Below are 20,643 nucleotides of genomic sequence, written 5' to 3' on the forward strand. Positions count from 1 at the left end.
ACCTGTTCGCTTTTATCTGTGCGCTGTTGTCTGTGCGCTCTTGGCGGTGCGCATTTACCTATGACAAGTTTTCTTATTGCCTTTCGCGGCTACATTTTTAATGGCGAAGCAAAATATAGCCGTCATTATTCCATCTTTCTAGCATCGCCGTGCTTGTGCTCCCACCGTGTTGATTAGCTTCATTCGACAAGGTGGAATAACGTCCAAACATGGCTTGATTGTTTCGTTTACGCTCCCTGACTGCTCGGAAAATTGGCAACGCTTGAGGCGTAATTTCCAAATGATTCAGCGCAACTAATGGTCTTGAATGCGTTAAGGAATTAATGTCTACCGGATAAATCCGTGGACTGCCTGAGAGGGCGTAATGGTTTGCATCCTGATTAATATCATTGTCAATGCGCCAGCTTCGACTGCGCTCTTCCCGTAAATTTCCTGCTGCATCTTGCGTAAATCTCTTTGCGGTTATGGCAAGATGCGAAGGCACATTATCCTCGGCATCGACCACCGCTTCAAAATCAGCATGATTAGTGGGGTGAAGAGACTGCAGAAGCGCTTTCAGGTTTGATTTGCCGCTTCTGGCACTATAGCTTGGAATCACTTCATAAGACTGAATTTCACCGCTATCAAAACCGGCTTTAACATAGCTTTCGACCTGAGTTTCATGCTGGGCGTTGCCCGACCTAGACAAAGGCGTCATATTCTTCCACTGTCCTGGACCGCCAAGATGCTCATTAAGTAAGTGACCGCGAATATAAAATGTGGCTGTGGAGGTTTTTGATGAGCGCCGCCTATCGATAATGTCATACTGGGTATGAGCACTTCGAGTCGGGCCAGAGCCTCGCGGGTTGTTTTGTTTGGTAAGCACGCTAATTTTCATTCCTTTACTGTAATTCGCGCCAGTCATTCCCGAATACGTCACCTCCCCATAGTTTGGGATGCTGCGAGTAAACAAATGCTGAGTGTGCGTGGATAAGTTTGTAAATAAGCTATCCAGTTCCCTTTGCTTTACCTGCTCTTTTTGCGAGCGCTGTTGGGCATTGCCGGCAATCGGTTCGCGAATTTTTGCAACAATCTGACTTTGAATACTGCGAGCCTGACGCAAATGCCTTTTGTTTGCGGTACTTAAGTTTTGTTCGTTGATGTTAGATAAAAATCTTGCGTAGGGCTGCTCAACTGAGCGCATAGTAAGTACTGAACGACTGCCCCGTCCTTTTAAAAATAGCGTATGTTGCTCGCCTTGTGGCGCGGCGAAAGATTTGCGAACATTCCACCAGTTTCTTGCTCGATTAATGCCTCGCCTTACGGTTCTTCTGACGCGCCTGATCAGGCGTCGCGCAAACCTTATAACCCTGTTCACAATTCTGTCGATTACCCGATTGATGGGACGAGTCATGCGCTGAATTAAACGCCTGATTGCGCCACTTATTCCGCCAAGCCCAATTAATGACGCCAAAAAACTGATGATTACCGGCAGGCTTCTGGCCATGGCTTGTTCAATGGCGGTTTTTGCAGGCGTTATTGCGCCTATGGCAATATTAACCATTGAGTTATACACGCTGCTTACAAAGTCACGAATTTGACTAAAGCGTTCTACAAAAAACATCACAAGGTCGTACAGCATCTTTACCATGCGAACAATCGCTGCGGCGGGGTTAAGCAAGCTTAAAAGCCAGGTAATGCCAGCGGTAACGATTCGCGTCACAACAAAATTTCGAATGCCTTCGAGTACCATTTCTTTCAAATTGGCAAGTTGTGCCTTAATCATTTCCCAGATACCGGCAATTCCTTCACGCCTTATTAATTGAATGACTTCCATACCGCGTTCAATGGCATCAAACACGCGTTCGGCAGGCGGAAAGCGGCGAATAATGCGCGCTTTTACATTTTCAAAAGTCAGCCCCAGAATTTGTGCAATCAGTGATATAATGCCTTTAAAGTCCAGTCTTTCAGGAAAATTAATAGGGATATCTGATAGTGCCCCGGTGAGCCATCCAAGCAGTCCGTTGATCAAGTGCGTGCGAATATTGTCTGCAAAACCGGCAATACCGCCTCGCACTGCTTCAATTAAATTTTGGAAGAATGTCATTGGGTCGCGCAGTATTCGCATGATGTTTTCGCCTGCGCGGGTGAAAAAATCGAATATCGGCTGTGGGTCAACGCCGGCAATTTCACAGGCCACGCGGATTGCGATTTTTAGTGCCTCTAAAAAATTACCTGAGACTAAAGCAGCCAATATGCTAAACACACCGGCAAGCGCAGTTTGAAATGCATGTAAAATGAAGTCCAGGGCGCGGCCAAGAAAGCCCGCTACTGCCCGAACGAGCGCCACTGCTGCGTCGGCTATACGATTTATAACACGCATTGCAATACCTACAATGCGATCAATTGCCGTATTTAATATTGCCGCCAGCCTGGGGAAACGCTGAGACAAAAGGGCGGTGATTTGTTGCTGCGCCCACACGCGAAACTGATTTAGCTTTTCAATCACGAATTGCCGAGCGCGATTTATGAGGTTTATCGCTGCATTTTTTGCCCGTTCGATGATTGTTGCAACAGCCCGGCGTATGCGGGTAAATATCGCATTAATGCGCTGAGCGGCGCGCTCAAATGCCTGCTTTATTGCATCTGTTGCTCTGTCCCACCAGCTATCGTTTTCTTGTTCGCGATTTAAGCTTTCTTTTACGCCAGCTGCTTCTCTCTCTCCTGCAGAGCGTTGAACCTCGGCCTGATGCTCAGCATGCTGCAAAGTGCTACTGGCATCTCGATTACTGTTATTGACGCGTTGAACAATGGCATGGTGATTATCTGAGGCTTCTCTTTGTGCGCTGTCAGTAAATTCGCTTTGGGCGAGGTTCGCTTGCGAAATGCTATTTGCTTGTTCCTGAGAAATAGATTCGCGATGAGACACAATTGCATCATGCTGCGCTTGGTTGCTCTGCTCTGAAATGGCTTGAGTGCGAGTATTCGCCTCTTGTTGAGCCTGCTGTTGCCTTAGCGTTTGCTCGTGTTCTGCTTCGTTAAGTTGAGTCTGACCTTGTTCAATTTGCGCCTGCATACTTTGTGCAATGATTAGATCTGCGCCTTCTCTTACGTTTGCAGGCAGGGCAGTAGCGGCGTATTGCTGCGCGTTGTTAAGGTGCAAATTAGTTTCTTGTAGACTTAGCGGTGTAGCTTGTGGCAATGCCTCTTGTTGTATTGTTTGTTCGGGAGCTTGTATCGGTGATTGGCCGTTTTCGTTTTTGTCTGCGCTTGCCATTGCGCGTTGAAGAGAAAGGTTTGCATGTGCTATTTGGCTATGTGCTTCAGATTGGTTTTGAGACAACAATTCGGGATTGGCTCTGCCTGTTGTGTCAAGCTCGGGGGCTGGTCCTGCGCTTGTTTGTATGCTTTCATCACGGCTAGGTAACTGATTCACCAAGGCTGCAAAATTATCTAATAACCAGTCAAAAAATCCGCCTGTTTGACTTTGCAATTGCAGATCTTGTTGAGCTTGTCTGACCTGAGACTCCGCCAAACTAGTTTCATGAGCGGTTTCTTGATTGGTGGATTGAGCGGTAGATTGAGAGAGCCCGTTGTTTTGTTGAGCTTGTTCTGGCACATCACTGGCCTGACTCAAACCTTGCGATGCATTGGAGCTTAGTGTAGCACTAACATCAGTCAGGGCTGTTGAGCGGCTTGCGCTATTTGCTGTGTTATTTGACACACTGCCCGTACTATCGCCAATTTTTGTGCTAACCACCACCGGTTGACGAGTGTGATCAGCGTGTTCTTGATTGAGTGAGCTTTGTACGCTTTGTTTCAAAGCATGGCTTGAGCTGGCTAATACGCTGGGCGTGCATTGCAAGGCCTGATTGAGCTTGTTGGCGCTGTTTCCGCTAAGCGACAATGACGGTATTTGCACTTGAGTCCTGTCTCTGCTGGTGGAACTGGAACTGACAGTAGAAACTGCACTGGAACTGGCATTTAAAACTGCACTGGAGCTGCCATTGGAAACGGTACTTGAACTGGCATTTGAAACAACACTTGTATTAGTAGGGCGAACGGAAGTACCTATGCGGCGTCTGGTTTGACGGTTTGGCCGAGCCTGCCGTGCTGCAGGCCGACTTGAGCTAACCCTGCGCTCAGTTTGATTTTGCAGGGGGGCATAAACGCTTGAACGTGCGGTGCTACTTGTGTTCATGCTCATCACTGATACTCATCACTCATCATCAGCACTCACAACCGGCACTTAAAACTAGCACTTAAAACAGTCCTTGAAACAATAAACATTTTAGTGTTTAGCCCAATCGACAAAAAACGCATTTTCAAGCCAAGGCAGTTTGATTACGCTTAAAGACCAGGGCAGTTGGCTTAATAGTAAATCGATAGCGGCTTCTTCTACCCTTAGTACCACTTCAGAAGGTGTTACTTTTGTATGCAAAGCATCCGGCAGGCATAAATAACCTGAGCGCGCTAAAAATGCCTCTTGAAAACCTTCAATACTGGTGTTTTTAATCACGCTAAAATGAGCAATTGCAGCACATAATAGTGAGTCACATTGGGCTTTGTCAGATTCAGATAGCGCGTATACTTGCAAAGGCGCATCCATATCCCAGCCGCACAGCCATTTAAAGAAAGTAAATGCCTCCTCATTTGTTCCGTCAAAACCCGAACCAGAACCCAAACCAGAATCCGAACCACCGAAGCACAAATAATGGAGGGTATTTATTCCCTTCATCTGCGCAGATTCGTCAATAAACGCTTTGCTAGTCAACGCGTTCTGTGATGAACAATCCCTTAGCAGTTTCAGCTCATCAAACAAAGAAGGGAGAAAGAGATGCAAAAGGACAACGCCGGCGCCTTTCGCAACAATCGTGTTGTCGAAGCGTTCAGCTTCGCGCTTACTATTGAGGCTTTTAACACCTTTCGTTCCGTCATTTTGGAGATTGGTTTTTGAATCTTTTGATGAAGTAGCTGACTCTGATTGCCCTATTTCATAATCGTTCATATCAATAATATTCCAAAGTGCATTGGCCAGTTTTTGACTGGTACGCCTGACTTGGGCATCGCGAGAAAGCTGATTGAACAAATCATGCGCGATGGATTTGAGGATGCTCTGCTTGTTTGAATTGAGTGTTAGTCGTTTTGAAGATGAGCTAATACAACCAAGCTCGAGTCCTAGTGTAATCCACAACTGTGCGCTTAGCTGCGCGCTTTTATTATTAACGATGGACAAGCTGGCTCGCGGCGACGGTAAATCGCCAAGTGGCGCTTTAAAGTCTGCTATAAAAGAATTGTGCTTGGCATGATCTACACAATTTAATAAAGCGAGCAGTAAATCGTTATGAGGCGACAGCGACAGACGCTTCCACATCTTGGCTTCATAAAACGACTGTTTAAGTCCCTTTAACAAGCATTCGATACAGCGGCGATTTTGTTTGAGTGCAGCCAGCATGTTTGTCGAATTAGTGTATTGACTGTACCAGGGCATATGCCCATGAATAAAATAATAAAGCCCTTCATCTGCAAGACTTTGCGCGCCTTGTTGACGCTTACTCTTTTGATTAGCGCTTTTTAGAGCATGCATCGAAAACCGCAACTGCTCGTACAGTAAATCGCTAAGGGTGTTCAGGTTCTGAGTAAGCTTTGCATTTGCTGTATTCAAGTTAGATGATTGCCCCGATGATTGCTTTGGCGAATGCATTTCACTTACAAGCAGTAACTCAACGTCGCTAATATCTAAAGTGAGCTTATCGATAAATAGTACCTCGTCTTGGCTGAACGTATCGGCTTGTTGCCACTTTTGAAGTGCCTGCTCCAGTGCTGGCAGTACCTGAATATTAAAGGTATTGCACAACTGGCGCTGTTGAATAAAGCGCTGCGTTTCTAGCAGCCTTTGTGCTTTATCAGAGTTTTGCTCGGTGTCTAGTTCCACTTCAAACTTGAGTCGCTTTACCTGTACTTGATTTTGCATCAGCCTTTGCCTTTAGCACTAGGATTGAGCGTAATCGTCACATCTCGATTGAGCGCCTTGGTTATGGACTGCTTATCTGTTTTGCTGGCATATCCTGGGGCGCTGGCTTTTATCTCGTATTCACCCGGCGTAACAGAGAAGGTAAATGCGCCTCTAATCATCTTAACTTTTACTGCTTTATTTTTCTTATCTCTTACCTCCAGTTTGGCATTAACAAGCGGTTTGTTTTTGATTAAACGAATTAAACTGATAGGGGACTTAGTGCTCTTGCCAACGATTTGACCTTTCACTGTAATTTGTGTGGGAGCGGGACGTTCAAATACTGGCGGGCTCTGCTCTTCTTCCTGTATGGGTTCAAGTTCGCTACAGTCGATATCACAGCAGCGATGCCACAGACAAAAATCTGCTACCACAATCATTTCATCGAGTGGGTCGGGTTTTTCGGTGCTTGTATTGGCACTTTCAAACAAGCCAAAGTCGAAATTTAGATTAGGGTTGAACGCAAAGGCGTTGGCACTTTTACTTTTATCATCGGTAATAAACGTGGTGAGTGCTTTATCAGTGTTGATTCGGCTGGCATCGCTTATAAACACAGACTCGTCGACTTTTAATTCGCCCAGATTACTTACAAGAGAGGGGCTGGTGGCTTTGCGTTTGTTTGTGCTTTTACCTTTATCACTCGATGCAATTTCGCGAGCGTTTACCATTACGCGTTCGATACTCTCGGTGTTGGCAAAGCCTGAAAAATCTACCAAATCAAATCGATTAGGAGTGGCAAGTAATACATCTGCATTTGCAAGTACGCTGACATTACTAAAATCGGCGACCGCATTTAGCATAGTTCCTATATCTTTATTGGCCGGTGGTTTGTAGGCTTTCAATAAACTGCGTGGTGTATAGGCAAGCACCAGTGTGCCCCCTTTCGGCACACCACACATATGCATCAACCCGGGTTTCTGCAGGCGATACTGACTAAACACGTATTGCTCAAATATCTCTTCAAGTCGCTCCTTCAAGGCAGTTTGCATGGTGCTAACGATGGCACTGTTGCCAAGGCTTGTAAGCATGTTCATATTGGCGTTTACACTCGCAAGAAACTGCTGCGTTTCAGCATTAGTCTCTTTTTGTTCATATTGCTTGCCTAAAGCTTGGTGCGCGTTAACTAACTCCTCTAAATCCAGTTTAAAACGGTCAAAATCAAATTCGCTGATACGCTTTTGTGCGCTTTGGGCCATTAATTTTTCAGCGTGGTTTATCATGCGGACACTTTGATAGCTGCTTTCCACATCTACTTCTGCATTGTTCTTTTTCAACAAGTCGGCGAGCTGACTGCGTATATCTGAACTAGGTTGGCTGACAATGTCGATGTAGGCTTTGCCAATTACACCATTTGGGTCGTCTTGCTCATCAAACTCTGCAATGATATCCCATGCCTTAAGATTACCGCTTCTTACTTGCTTAAGGTAAACGTCGGTAGCAGCGGTATTTACTTGCGTGTTATTAAGATTATTAGTAAACAAACCGAGATTGCTGCTGTTAATTATCGCATTGAGCGTATCACCTGAGACGATGGCATCGTTCACCAGCGGATTGACGAAAACAGCTGAAGTATTTGCTCCGGCATTATTTTCGATATTGGCACCGATATTGGCACCGCTATTGGCACCAATATTGGCAGAGTCATCGCCGGTGCTGACTTCAACGGAGGCTGAGCCCGCTGCTGTTTGTGAGCCACCCGCTCTAGATAAGAGGTAAATAAGCGCAACGAGCAGCTGAAAGATAACCGCCATTACCAGCATGAACAGTCGATCCAGATCAGAGGTTTTACAGCGAAATAAACGCTGCAAATTATTATCTTTGAGCAATAGCGCGAGCAATTGATTGCGCGCTTCTACATCGTCACTGTTGTCCAAAGGCAAAAGCACAGGCTCAATTGCAAAATCTAGCCCTAGCCGCAATTTAAGCGCATTCAGGGTTTTAATACTTTGCGCCAGTCCTTTGCCGTGTACGCCCTCCACTCGATAAAAATCATGTATGCTGCTATGTAACTGCAAGGGGTGAATATCCTTGGCTGAGCCATTAAAGGCATGCGCGTAAACGCGGTTAAGTTGCTGTTTGCGGGTTTTTTCAGGTGACCAATTGCGGTGCAAGTCATCGCCCATTTGCATGGCGTAATAGTAGGGGATGGCTTTTTGCGATAAGTGACCCTGCTCAATGCTGGGTGTTATGCCAATGGGTTTGTTTGCGGTATCTGGTAAGGCAATGCGCTTACACAATAAATAGCATCGATAGTATAAGTCCTGCATTTTGATTGATAAGGCATCTTGATGATGCAGAGGCGGTGAGGGGTAAAATCGATGCCGCATACTAATGCTAGGCAGTTTGGCGCCTATATTAAAGTTCAGGTCTTCAGTATTGCTAATTGCGTCGGGTGTTTGGCTAATCCCCAGCATGACATGATAAGCGAATCGTAATTCGGTAGGGCAGCAAAGCGCGTCGTATTCAATGGCGACTTCTAAAAATTCATTGTAGCTTGCGCTTATATCGCAAAGTATATCGTAAGCATGTATGCGCTGCATAAGCGCTACCTCGTTTTGCGCAGGGCCCTTTATGCTTAAATCAATGGACTGCCAGGGGTCTTCGTTCACCACATTGGCAGGAAAACGGACTTTTAATACATGCTCAAATACAGTAAAACTCGCGCTTAATACCTTTTTCAGCGATGGCCAAACTGTGTTGACCAAATTAGTTGCCTGATTGGATATGGCCAGCAGACTATCTTCGCCGGCCGCTGAAATCATTAGTTTAGGCATATTGAGCGGGGTCAGCTGTACTTTAAGCGCCTGCCAATTTAAATCACTAGGAAATAAGATTTTGTCGTTTGATTGGCCATCGCCATTTGATTGCGTTTCAGATTGCCAAAGCCGCGTGGCGTCTTCGGTGCTGATCAGGAGTGTGCGAAGCACATACTCTTGCCTTGCGCCTTTATCTGCACAGTCGTTAATGTCACAATTTTTCAGTGCAAGCTGTTTAGACTCAAGCAGCAATAATACTTGCATTTGCTCAACATTTTCACGGCTTAAGGCAGTGGGAGCTGACTCACCAGGAGAGGGCACAAACGCATCCGTTAACAGCTCTCTCATGGAAATATCTTGCAAAATGTTCATGCCAATTGACTCATGAGTTTGTTCATCCGAGCTGTTGTCACTGCCCTCAATACCCACTGGCGCATCTGAAACCGGCAAGCGGTAATCACGATATTGCGTATAGGTGAGGTCCCGCTCTTGCTGCATCAAATGACCAGCGCTTGTAAGGGCAGCCCCTTTTGTGACAGTGATGCTAGGACGAGAACTGATTTCGCTGGTATTGTGCGCCTGAAAGCCACATACAATTCCCACACCAAAGAGGCGTGAGCGCGTGTATCGCTGCTGCTCGTTGAGCCAAGTGCTTAGCTGATTAAGGTGTGCATTTGTGAGAACTTGGCCACTCTCAAATACAGGGTATGTCTGTTGCATCTGCTCATCCTTTCTCTCAAGTTGAATTCGCTGTGCATCTTTAATCAGCGGGTTTGTTCAGCGGACCATCATTCGTTTTTACAACGACAAATTGGTATGTCCCAGCCGCACAGGGTCGGCATCGTCATCATCATCACAATCGTGTAATACAGCATCTGGAAATACCGTTTTAAGCTCACTCAAAATGTCAATTAAGGCGCGCTGGGATTGATTAAACGTGTTTGGTGCAATCTGCCCACTTCTAAATTTCGACAAGGCGATAACAAAGTCTTTGTAAGCCTTATCGAATTCGCGCATCTGGTGATCATCAATCCAACAGATTTTCAACTGAATATGCGCGGGCGCTTCTTTTCGCGCCAGTTGCTCAAAAAATTCACGAAATGCGATATTCAAAAAGCGTTTTGGCCAGTAGGGAAGTACGATAGAGGCTCTAAAGCTGTATGGGTCATCGTCACTGCAAGCCATATGTTGATCAATGCATGCATTTAGCAATGCTGCCGGTTCACTAAAGGGGCGAAGTAAAATATGTTCAATTAAGTGAAACCCTTCCTGATTACATACCTCGCTTTCAAGCACTTCATAATAACGCCTGATTATGCTGTCTATTGCTCGCTGTGCTTGAGCGATACTGTCAAAAAGCGCATCATGTTTTAGGCGAAGTTCGCCTGCTTGAATGAAAAGCGACACTGCACCCGTTCCACTGTCGCGCACAATTTCGTAGGCGCTTGGTAAGTGCAGTGCTGAAAAAAGGGTATTGGCATCATTGCGAGCTTGTTCACGGGTCTCGTATATGCGTTTAGATTTAAATAATACGTTCTGTTGGCTGTCTTTTATTTCGATGCGATGATCGCGCCCATATTCACGAGTATCAAACAAGATCTCATAATCTAGTCGCGCCTGTTTGACCTCTCGTATCCGAGCTCGAACTTTGTCGATATCTTTCTGAGCGCTTTGTCTATCATTAAATACTTTGTCCTGTCTGAGCTTGATATCTTCTGTTTGAATAAACCAGGTAAATTTCTTTTCACCATCCTGATTTGCACTTTCATCACTGGCCTCAGTTTCAGCACTTTCTAGCGCACTGTTTTCTTCGTCGCTCTCAAGCAAGAGAGCATCATCATTTGAACGAGAAAAGCCTGCAATTTTAAAGGCGCTGGCGCGGCCAACTTGAGGGTACAGACGCTGGGCATCTTCCATTGCCGCCTCTCTTGAAATATAAAGCTCCCAGGATTTAAATAGCAATCGGTTATTTTCGTCTTTTATTTCCAGCCTGAATTCATCGCCTGTTTGCCGGGTATCCATTAAGGTTTTTGCAAAGTCTTTACAGTGAAGATCTCGCCGTCTCATATCCGATATGCCGGCAAGGCGAGACAGTCGCTTTTGCAATCCAGATACATTTTCGCTATCCCACAAACCTTTATGCAATGCTGCTTGTTTGCTTTTTGTCAGAGTGTTTTGACTTGCTGAATCGCTAGCACTGGCCAAGTAGCAATAGCCCATATTTCTTTGCCGAGACAAAACAGGCTGTTGTCGTAAAAAGGCTTTTTTATCCTTAAGTATTTCAGACTGGGTGCGCAGCGTATCGCCCTGCTCATTTACCATCAGCATCACATAGTCAGAAAATTGCTCGCTAAATCGCGCAAGCAGATGATCCAGTAGCCGATTCTTGCGGGCTAAAGCCTGATTCTGGGATTCATACATTGATTGGCGATAGCTATCTTGCGCCATTTTATTCGGGTCGATATAGAACTCGTCTGAAAACCGCCCCAGCGTGCCGGGTAAATCCTTTAAGTATTGCGAATAATATGTGTTACAGGCGTCACTTGAGGCATTCTCTTCGCTACTTGTCCCTTCGCTACTTATCCCTTCGCCGCTTGTTTCCTCATTACTTATCTTTTCATTGCCATCAAGCGAAAATAAGTCCGCCAAATGATGAAGCTGGGCAAGATAGTCAGCAAGCACTTGCTCAAAGACCATTAAATAGCCTTTAAACTGTCGCGCCTGATTGACTCTTTTTATGCCAGCTTGCTCGCTTATTCCGGCCTCTCCAATCTGATACACCTGCGGAAAATCATTCGATAAAGGATAGTGACTTAGCACATCAACTGGCGTTTCGATTGGCGTTTGCAAAGAATCTGGCGAAGGGATATAGGCTTGCTGGCGCGCAATATTGCGCAAATGCGCGAGACTTGCCTTAAACTCAAGCTGTCTTACCTGGAAAGGGATGTCTTGTTTAAATAATAAAAACTTACTTTTATCCAGTGAGAGCAAGAGCTGATGCTGTGGGGCTACAGGCATTACCCACTTTTCGCTTTCAGGACGAGCTTGAGATGCTGTCGTTTCACTTGTTTTGATATCTTGCTTCAGACCTTGCGCTGAATATTTTCTCATGGATAAAGCGCGTACATTCTCCACGCCCGGAATATCCATGATGATATTGATTAGGTCTGAGCCATAAACAGCAGCGCTTAAATCGCTCTGACTTAAGTCTTCATTGAGCACAAAGCCGGATTTACTAAACAGCTTGTGTGCCCTGTTGTTATTTGCCTCCGTCTCTTCTGTGTTAGATTTTTCGTTAACGTCGCAGGTGAGCGACTTATCAATATAAGGAATATTAAATATTTCCTCCGTGCGATGCCCCTTTTCGAGCAAGGCGCTAAGCGACTGAAACTGTACAGGTGGATTAAGATACTGCTCGATTTCAAAGCATATTTGCGCCTGTAGCTTTTCTAAATCTGCATCTGGCGAGACATCAATATCGCTGCAAATCCCAAGATATTCGGCTTGAATAGGCGCAATGCTGGCAATATCCTCACACAGGCCACGGTGATGATGCATGGCGCAGCGAACGCGCTCTAATACCGTTTGTATATGAGCTTGTTTTTGAGCGTAATCTATCAGTAAAAACCAGGGTGGTTGCAATAACACTTGTTTATAATGCTGCGGGGTTACCCGAGGTGCCTCATCTACATCAAATCGAATCACCAACTCGGGCATTGTTTCCCCATCAATTTTACATAGGATAGACGTGCTTTGCGTATCGATACGCCGCAATTGTAACTCGACAACATCATCTAGCTTATCTGCTTTTTGAGCATCTGCTAAAACACTTGCTTTCTCGGCCCACTGCCTTTGCAGAGACTGGATATGGGTTTCATGCTCTAATGATTGTCTGTCGCTGAAGCCGCCGGAAAAAACAAGCGCAATCAGGGCGCTTTGACTATTAAACTTGGCGCCACTTAGCTGCACAGGCAGGGCGTTTTCGTTCAACGAGCCCATGCCAGGAATTGCCTCAAGTTCTAACCTGACATCCAATAGCCCATTTAACTGCAAGGCTTCGTTTATTTGGCCCTTGGCATTGCTTTCGTCAAACGTTAACTGCTGCGCCAGTCGGTCGATGTAAATTTTGGTGTCTGATGATTTATCCTCATGAGGCATCACCCAGGCGTTTTTTACGCCTTCAATTCTTACAAGAAGCTGTCGATAATCCAAGGCTGTACATGGCGCACATGTGAGTGCCTCGTGCGCAGGGAACAAACTGGATGAGGATGCGTCTGAGAGGTAGCCTTTTTTATTGCTTAAAATACTCTGTGTGTCAAAGCTGTTACGGTAGCTTAAATCGTTGATTGCAAAGCACAGGGCTTCAAGCGTTGTTATGCCCGGGTCATGCAGATTGTGGTCTGTCCAAATGTGGCCTGCCAGTCGCTGGATGTGAGCAATGCCTTCTTTGCGCAAAAAGCTGAAATCCTGCGCCTTACTCAAATCTGTTGCCCGATTAATAGTCTGAGAATTTGACGCGTTTTGCATGCTATCGGGCACTTTTGTTGCGGTCATTTCTTTTCTGTTTATTTCTTTCTTGGCGACTTTGCTCATGTCAAAGCCTCCTCAATTAGGCGGATATCGTGTTGGTAATCACCCACTATTAAAGAATAAGGGCTACTGGCAATCAATGTCTCAAAGTCCTGACTGAGCCAGCTTTTAGCGCCAAGAACAGCGCTATTACTTGTTGACAGTGCTTGGATGTCGCTTTGATGGAACATCATTACATTTTTCACATAGTGCACGTAAGGTAGCTCATCAATAAAATCAACGATACTCGCTTTGTGCCATTTTTCAGTGAATTTTGGTGCAACTAAAGAGTGCGCGCCATTTTTAGAGCTAGCATTTCCTAAAGTCTCTGATGCGCTTAAGTCAGTAGCCCAGGGCATTAAAAAATGATTGATAGCAGTATTAAGTAAGTGCAAATAGTAGCTACTGTCGGTCACAAAATCAGCTAATGCGACATCAAATGAAAGTTTCAAGACCTCTATTTTAGGGTTGATAATTTTTACGTCTGCGAAAATGGGTTTACGAGCGTTTATGAAGCTCTGCATCTGAGCAATACGCTGAAGGCTATTGTAGGGGCGAAATGCATCGACATTTGACTGCTTTCTTAAATCAGGTAAGGGCACAACCAAAACTTTTCCGGGATGTTGAGCATTAACCGCACTTTTATGCTCAGGGCTTGCGCTGCTGTGGTCCTTATCCTGGTTTATGCCTTCATTACAGTCATTACTGCAAAGGTGAGTATGTGCTAAACACTTAACACTAAAGACATCATCAAATTCGCCTAATAAAAGATGCTCATAGTCCCATACGCAAACAGCACGATCTTTGTGCCGTAGCCTTTCACTGCTTCGTTGATAAAAGTCATCAGCGGTTTCAGCCGCTCTGCCTTTAAAGCTCGCTTTTGTTTGAGAAATTTTTTTGATGGCTCGCGCAGCATCGGCAGCTTGAGCAGCGCTGAGCGTACTTTGTAAATTAAATAATTTAGAAATCGTATTTTCAGCAATGGTCTTACCAAAGCTGCTTTTGTTCATATCGGTCGAAGACTTAAGCAAGCTGGCATCAAGCACATCAGAATCATACAGAGAGCGACTGCGTTCAAGTTCAAGGCCTTGCAGATACACACTATGTATTTGTGCGACAGCTGCGCTATTTTCAAGCGCTTCGACTTTTATCCAAGTCAGGTCTGAATCAAAGTCATTGCGCATAAATGTGTGATATCGATTGTTAGCACTTTCATGCATGGGTAACGTAAATCGAATAAGGCCGCTACCTGATAAAGATAAAGTAGTATCTTGAACTTGCTCGAGAGTGAGTGCTTTCCACTCATCATCTAAAAGGTAAGACCAATTTAGCTTGGCCAAATCAGATAAGGGATTACCACTTCCATCAACTGCATCAAATAGCAAGGATACCAGCTGTCCGGGCTTGAGATTTTCAACACCAAAATAACATTCTCCCTCAGATGAATATTGAGCGAACAAGCTATTTGAAGAGGTGTAAGCCAGTCCGAACGGATGGAGGTGGTAGCGCCGAGCCGGTGTTTTTCGAATGCTTGTATAGTTAATTAGCATGTCATCAATAACTGGCAAAAAGGGCGCTTTAGGCAAGCCATCAGTATTGTAATTGATGTTGGATTTTGGTGAATAAGAAAAGCCTTCGGCCTTACCCATAATGGCTAGCGCGTTTTCTTGAGGATAGGCAGCGTGACCAAAATCACTATCGAGTGTCAGTTTAATAAAGCCATTTTTTGCAGTGGCACTGAAAGCGTCATTGAGTGATTCGACCGTTTGAAATTCGACGCCTCCACCCACATTTGAAAGTGAAACCGCGCTTGACGGCGCCGAAGTGTTAAAAAACGCAAGTCTGCTTTGAGCGTGACTTTGCCAGCGCCCCTGAACTAACTTACTGACCTTGACCTGGCTCGCTGTCTGAGAATTATCGTTGTAGAAAACATCGTCCTCAACAAGAGGTGTTTGCCAAGTAATATCAAATTGTAGCTGGGACAATGGGCTTGCAAAAATGGCCGCACCACCCATAATCAATGCATCGCCTTTTGTAGGACGAGCGCCAAAGGGCATAAATGCTTTACTTTTGTCTAGCGCGCCTAGTTGATTACTAAGGTTAAAGGCACGGCTACCTTCTACTTCACTATAGGTCTCAACGCTGGCAACTTTTACTTTTTCCCAATCTTTAGCATTTTCGAGTCCGGCTTTGAGTGTGATTTTCACAAGCGGTAATGCTTTATTACTCATAGAATCTGTTCGAACAGCCCGGCTTGCTTCTTTGGCAGTTGTCAATCCTGGCTCAATGTAAGGGCTAAAACCTAGCGCCTGACTTGCTTTTGCGCTTAATGGCAACAGGGGCGGGGCGTCTGCGTCTATATCAATAGCGATATCTACCCGATTTGTGCGCTTATAGGTGTTAACCTTTGCGCTTGGAATGTTTAGCCAAGCCTCCTCAGTTGTAACAGCAACACTAAACATGTTGGCACTGACACTCGGTGCAGTGCCGATGAGGTTCAAACGAAGGTTGATCCTGCGTGCGCCGTCACTTAACAAAAAGCTTTCGTCGGCAAGCGCAAAGCCAGCAACTACAGGAGTTGCGTTGACATTCTCATTGCTATTGTTATCAGAAAATGCTTTAAAATCAGCGCTATAACCAAAGAGAGGCCAAGGCGTTTCGGCGCTTTCCAAAAACTGGCTTGCCATAGCTGATTGCCTGCTGTCGACTGCGCGAAGATTAAGCGCTTTAATCTTAACAATTTTTGCCTGATTCAATACACAAGCTTCTTTTGTCTGGTAAAGCCGCTGCTCACCATATTCGTCTTTTTGCCCATCAAATAAGGTGCCAGCTTCCAAATATAAACTTTCTATCCCGGGTTTTAATTCAAGATGGATCAGTGCAGTATCTGCCATCGCGGGTTTAGCCTGCATGCGCAAAATAGTGGAAAAATAAAACTGCAGGTGACGCTCCGTAAATTGATTGAGCTCAGCTTGCGGATATTGGTAAAGACGTAAAAATGCCAGCCATAGCGCGTAATGAGGCTGATGAAGATTCGAAGCACCTTCAAGTGAAAGTACCGACTCCAATTGCTCAAAACCTAAGGAAGATATCGTTTCGATGCTGCTAAAAAGGTTTGATACGCCATCGCTTAACAAGTTGTAGCGTGTTGCATACTCCAAGCGAGCGTGCGTCTGCGAAGCGTCAATTTCGTTTATTGCATCACTGTCAGATTCTGCATCAATGCCTAATCCATATACACGAAGTTCAGCGCTTATCGCTTCCATCTCAATGCCTTGGCTTGAAATTGGGCTCGAAATTGGGCTTGAAAAGGAAAGGCTATTTTTCAGAAGAAAGGCATTCAGGTAGTTAAGCGTTTGTTCAATTAATGCATAAAGAGAGGTTCCATCTGCAAAACGCAAAAGCAAACGACTTACATCGATAGAGCTTAAGTTGGCGATTGTGCTCGCGTCATTTTCCTCTAATTCAATAAGCCCTTCATTAAAATCGGGAAGCGCTAACTGCGCGCCTTTTATAAATGCGATGATATATTCCAGCGATGGTAAAAGATGCGTGCTCAGAACTTTAAGCATGTTGTTTCTGGTGATTGCAGGCCTCGCGCCTTTAATAGCATTACTTGCTGCAGGCTCCTTTATCGCCGTTTCTAATGCGTGGGAATACTCAGGAATGTGCGCAATTTCAGTCAGCAAGGTATGCAAAGTCCGAAAAGCCAAGTGAAAATAGGCTGCATAAGCATGAACAAGCAAATCAGGTCTTTTATTAAGAAGTTGTTTAGAAGGCGTTTGAATCAAGTCAATCAGTAAATTCTGCTCTCGCATCGCCTCACGGCAATCAATATTGGCAATACTGGCGAGTGCGACCGAAATGTCTTTTTCAAAAAAGACTTGCCACGATTGCGTTTTACTTGCTTCTTTGTCGGAAGTATCTGCGGGAGTATTGTAAAAGCGAATGTGTTTACTGTAGTGCTTGGCAAATAAAATAAAATCGGCAATATTACGCTCATCTACCTGAAACGAAGACGGTGAAAGCGCAGCAATAGAACGGTTTAGGCGATTGGTACCGTTTCGTTTTATCAAGCTGGGTTTTTGACAAGGATGCGTCACAATTCACCCGCCTCAGGCTTCGCGCTGCTAGTTTGTTCACTTGCTGATGCGCTTGCTTCATTTACATAAAATGGATAAACGAAGTTAAAGCGTGAATTACTGCCGCGAACGGTATATTCAATGTCAATAAACAAGGTACCCGGGCGAGTGCTAATATCAAATTGAATGCTTTGCGCATCAATTCTTGGCTCATGATATAAAATGCCGGTTCGCACTATGGTATCAATAAGCCCAAGTGCCTGTGTGTTAAGCGGCTCCTGCACCATATTGGCTAAGCTACATCCGTATTTAGCCTGCATGACACGCTCGCCCAAAGATGTGTTGAATAAAATGATCAGGCTCTGTTCGATATCCTGGATATCTTGACTCATATTGACTGAGCCATTTTCAGCATCAAAGCTGGGTGGAAACGCCCAACCTCTGCCGATAATGTCGTATTCAGATGCCATCCTAGCCTCCAATTAATACCGTGGGAGCGCCGGCAACAATCGTACCGCCATGCGCAGTCGAATCATTCATTCGAGCAGCAGGCACGCCTTCAATCAGTACCGTAGCTGAGCCTGAGACAATAGAGTCGGGCGGGCCAACACATACCAAACTATCACCCAGTCGGGCTGCGGGTATTCCAGCTATAAGCACAGTTGACGCGCCAGCAGTGACAGGCCCACCCACATGAGGAACACCATTTGGATTGACCATTGGGCAAACATGCATATCAGTGATCCGCGCTGCAGGGCTTGCCATAGTATTTCTCCTTATTAATTTATTTGAACCAGACTGCCTTTTACCGCCGTAATTGCACTGCCTTCGACGGTCATGTTTGCACCGGCCTTAAAAGATGCGTTTGTTTGTGATTCAAGGTTAATGTTCAGTCCATTGATATTGACGTCTTTTGATGCGCTGATGCTGATATCGCCATCGCTGCTTAAGGATATACCGCTGCTATCCATTACGTACATATTACCTGTTTCATCTTCGATGATGACCTCAGCGTTATCGTCATTTAATTCAACTCGTTTGCCTTCAGGGGTTTTTATCAGCACTGACTGACTATCATCATCAAAGATGAGCTCTATACCCGATGCGGTCGTCCATCCGCGCTTGAAATTATCATCACTGGCTTCAATGGGGCTTGCATTTGCACTGCTATGCAGTGCGCCGAGTACCACCGGTTCCGGAATGTGAGAGTGAATAAAACTGACAATGACCTCGTCACCAATCGAAGGACGAAATACAGCACCGCGAGCTGCACCGGCATCCTGCTGAAGCAAACGCGCCCATATGCCGTCCTGGTTCAGATGCATATGCACAAGGTGCACCTTTATGCGTTCGTTGGCATTCGGATCGTCTTGTAGCGCAACAACTTTGGCAATATGCAGACCTGTTGCGCCGGCTTTATCAATTAGTGCGCCACTCATGCCATTGTGAAAGATGCCGGATATGCCAATAGGAAATTTGGGCAAACCGATTTGCACAATACTCGTCCAGTTACCGCCGACAAGACGGTGCATGATACCGCTTACAAACGCCTTACCTTCAAAGGTTTTTCCTAGCCCCTGAAGAGAAATTTGCTCCCCAATGATCAGGCCTTGCCGACCTTGAATCGTCAATGTGCCCTGATAAGCTTGCATGGCATGTCGGGTCGATATGCCTTTGGCGACTTCACTAAGCAAGGCACCATCACTTTGCGATTCGCGCACATAACGTTGGGACGCTTCTCCGGCAGCTTGCGCTAAATCGCCTTGGCTGGTGCCCAAAATGTTTATTGATTGCGCACTGCTTTCGCTATTGACCAGATTTTGACTGCTGGCATCCCAGGCCGCTACGTCAACATTCTCAAACTGGTGTTGCGCAGAGATTTGCACATCACAGTCAATAATGTCCCGTCCAAAACTAATACCGTTTGCTTCCAATGGGTTAAGTGAAGCCGCTGGATTTGTAGGCGAAGCGGCACTTTCTAAATCACTTATGACCAAAACCTGGTCCCGATAAGCGATGAAAAGGCCGTACTGATACAGCAATGCCAACATAAAATCCCAATCGCTTTGATGCATTTGAATAATCTGTTCAAACAGTTGAGTGCCAATCCCCGACGATATTTCAATGCTGAGCGCTATGTCGTAGGGGGCGAATAATTGATTTAACAAATCATCAAGTGAAATATCCTGAAAATATCGATGCTGAATGACCTGCGTCATTTGAAAAGCAGGATGTTTACAAAGCACCGTAGTGCGAGAGCTACCGCCCTGAAGGGCTTTAACACTGATTGAGACAACAATCCCCTCGAATACGAGGTCAGTATTGGTTTGATAGCCAAGTTCTATGCTTATTTTTCGTCCTATTTGCAGTTCTTCGCTGCTGGCCAGTGCAAAGTTTTGCGAGGCTGCATCACCGTCGATCAACGAAAACTCTGCAGTACTTATTCGATTGCTTTCATGCCTGACGTCAATAAATTCGATTTGAGAAGCAAGCGATACTTCGCTTCCTTCAGATAAAATACGAAATGAGGATAAGTCAGCAGAGCGAAGGGGAATGACTGGCATTATTGCGCTCCTTTTAATGGCGGCAAGCGCAGGGTATCGGCCGCAGAAAGTTTGCGAATAGTATCAAGCTTGTTGGCTTTAGCCACAGCATGAATGTATCGATAGTCGCCATATTTTTTATGTACAATAGTATCGAGACGTTCATTTGGAGCAACGCGATGCATCTCTGTTACATCAGGGGATTGCAGGTTGTTGATGAGCTCTTGCAATTCCAGGGTTTTATGTTCAATAAATGTCGCGCTAATGGTCGCTCGAAGCGGTAAGCCACTGGCCTTAAATAGCTTGTAGTTGATGCTGTATTTTTTTAGCACACAGGTAGCCGCAAACAGCCCCCATTGGATCAATAGAAATCGGCTTCGGTGTGTCTCACCAAAAAATCCCGTTGTGCGTTTAAACCATTCGATGTAGACGCTTACATCAATTTTTGCGCCGTTCGCTCCGGTACCATCCAGTAAAAAATCAAAGCTAAATTCGCGAGGGGCAATGCTATGCTCCCTTGCTTCTGCACCGTTTGATCCATGTGCGACTTGATCGGTGTTATGAATAATTTCATTATCAACCGTAAAACTCTCCGGATTAAACTGACACACAAAGGGCACATCAACAGGCAGTCCTCCCTGAATAGTATCGGCACTTGCAAAGGGGAGGATTTTTAATTTATCAAGTAGACCTGAAGCCAT

The 20,643-nt window shown here is 45.3% G+C and carries 9 protein-coding genes; all 9 read right to left on the reverse strand.

Annotation, left to right across the window (positions count from 1 at the left end; all coding sequences use genetic code 11):
• Window positions 1-97 precede the first annotated feature (97 nt).
• Window positions 98-4,186 carry a hypothetical protein gene (locus tag D6V41_RS08870; protein ID WP_136251102.1) on the reverse strand — a complete coding sequence of 1,363 codons (4,089 nt, stop codon included), beginning with the start codon at window positions 4,184-4,186 and terminating at the stop codon, window positions 98-100.
• Between the two features lie 84 nt (window positions 4,187-4,270).
• Window positions 4,271-5,953 (reverse strand): contractile injection system tape measure protein, encoded by a 1,683-nt coding sequence (locus D6V41_RS08875; RefSeq protein ID WP_136251103.1) that lies wholly within the window; start codon window positions 5,951-5,953, stop codon window positions 4,271-4,273.
• Complete coding sequence (locus D6V41_RS08880; protein WP_136251104.1) at window positions 5,953-9,468, reverse strand: carboxypeptidase-like regulatory domain-containing protein; 3,516 nt, start codon at window positions 9,466-9,468, stop codon at window positions 5,953-5,955. Before D6V41_RS08880 ends, D6V41_RS08875 begins: the two co-directional genes overlap by 1 nt.
• 78 nt (window positions 9,469-9,546) lie before the next feature.
• On the reverse strand, window positions 9,547-13,341 hold the full coding sequence (locus D6V41_RS08885) for a hypothetical protein (RefSeq protein WP_136251105.1): 3,795 nt from the start codon (window positions 13,339-13,341) through the stop codon (window positions 9,547-9,549).
• Window positions 13,338-17,420, reverse strand: coding sequence for a hypothetical protein (locus D6V41_RS08890; protein WP_136251106.1), 4,083 nt, complete (start codon window positions 17,418-17,420; stop codon window positions 13,338-13,340). Before D6V41_RS08890 ends, D6V41_RS08885 begins: the two co-directional genes overlap by 4 nt.
• Window positions 17,417-17,869 (reverse strand): GPW/gp25 family protein, encoded by a 453-nt coding sequence (locus D6V41_RS08895; protein ID WP_136251107.1) that lies wholly within the window; start codon window positions 17,867-17,869, stop codon window positions 17,417-17,419. The genes D6V41_RS08890 and D6V41_RS08895 overlap by 4 nt, the downstream gene beginning before the upstream one ends.
• 1 nt (window position 17,870) lies before the next feature.
• The gene (locus D6V41_RS08900; RefSeq protein WP_136251108.1) at window positions 17,871-18,164 is read right to left on the reverse strand and encodes a PAAR domain-containing protein; all 294 of its coding nucleotides are present in this window, start codon (window positions 18,162-18,164) and stop codon (window positions 17,871-17,873) included.
• 14 nt (window positions 18,165-18,178) lie between these two features.
• Entirely contained in the window at window positions 18,179-19,963 is a 1,785-nt protein-coding gene (vgrG, locus tag D6V41_RS08905; RefSeq protein WP_136251109.1) for a type VI secretion system tip protein VgrG, read from the reverse strand.
• Window positions 19,963-20,643 (reverse strand): CIS tube protein, encoded by a 681-nt coding sequence (locus tag D6V41_RS08910; RefSeq protein WP_136251110.1) that lies wholly within the window; start codon window positions 20,641-20,643, stop codon window positions 19,963-19,965. Before D6V41_RS08910 ends, vgrG begins: the two co-directional genes overlap by 1 nt.

This window comes from Ningiella ruwaisensis, from assembly GCF_004798935.1.
GTDB lineage: Bacteria > Pseudomonadota > Gammaproteobacteria > Enterobacterales > Alteromonadaceae > Glaciecola > Glaciecola ruwaisensis.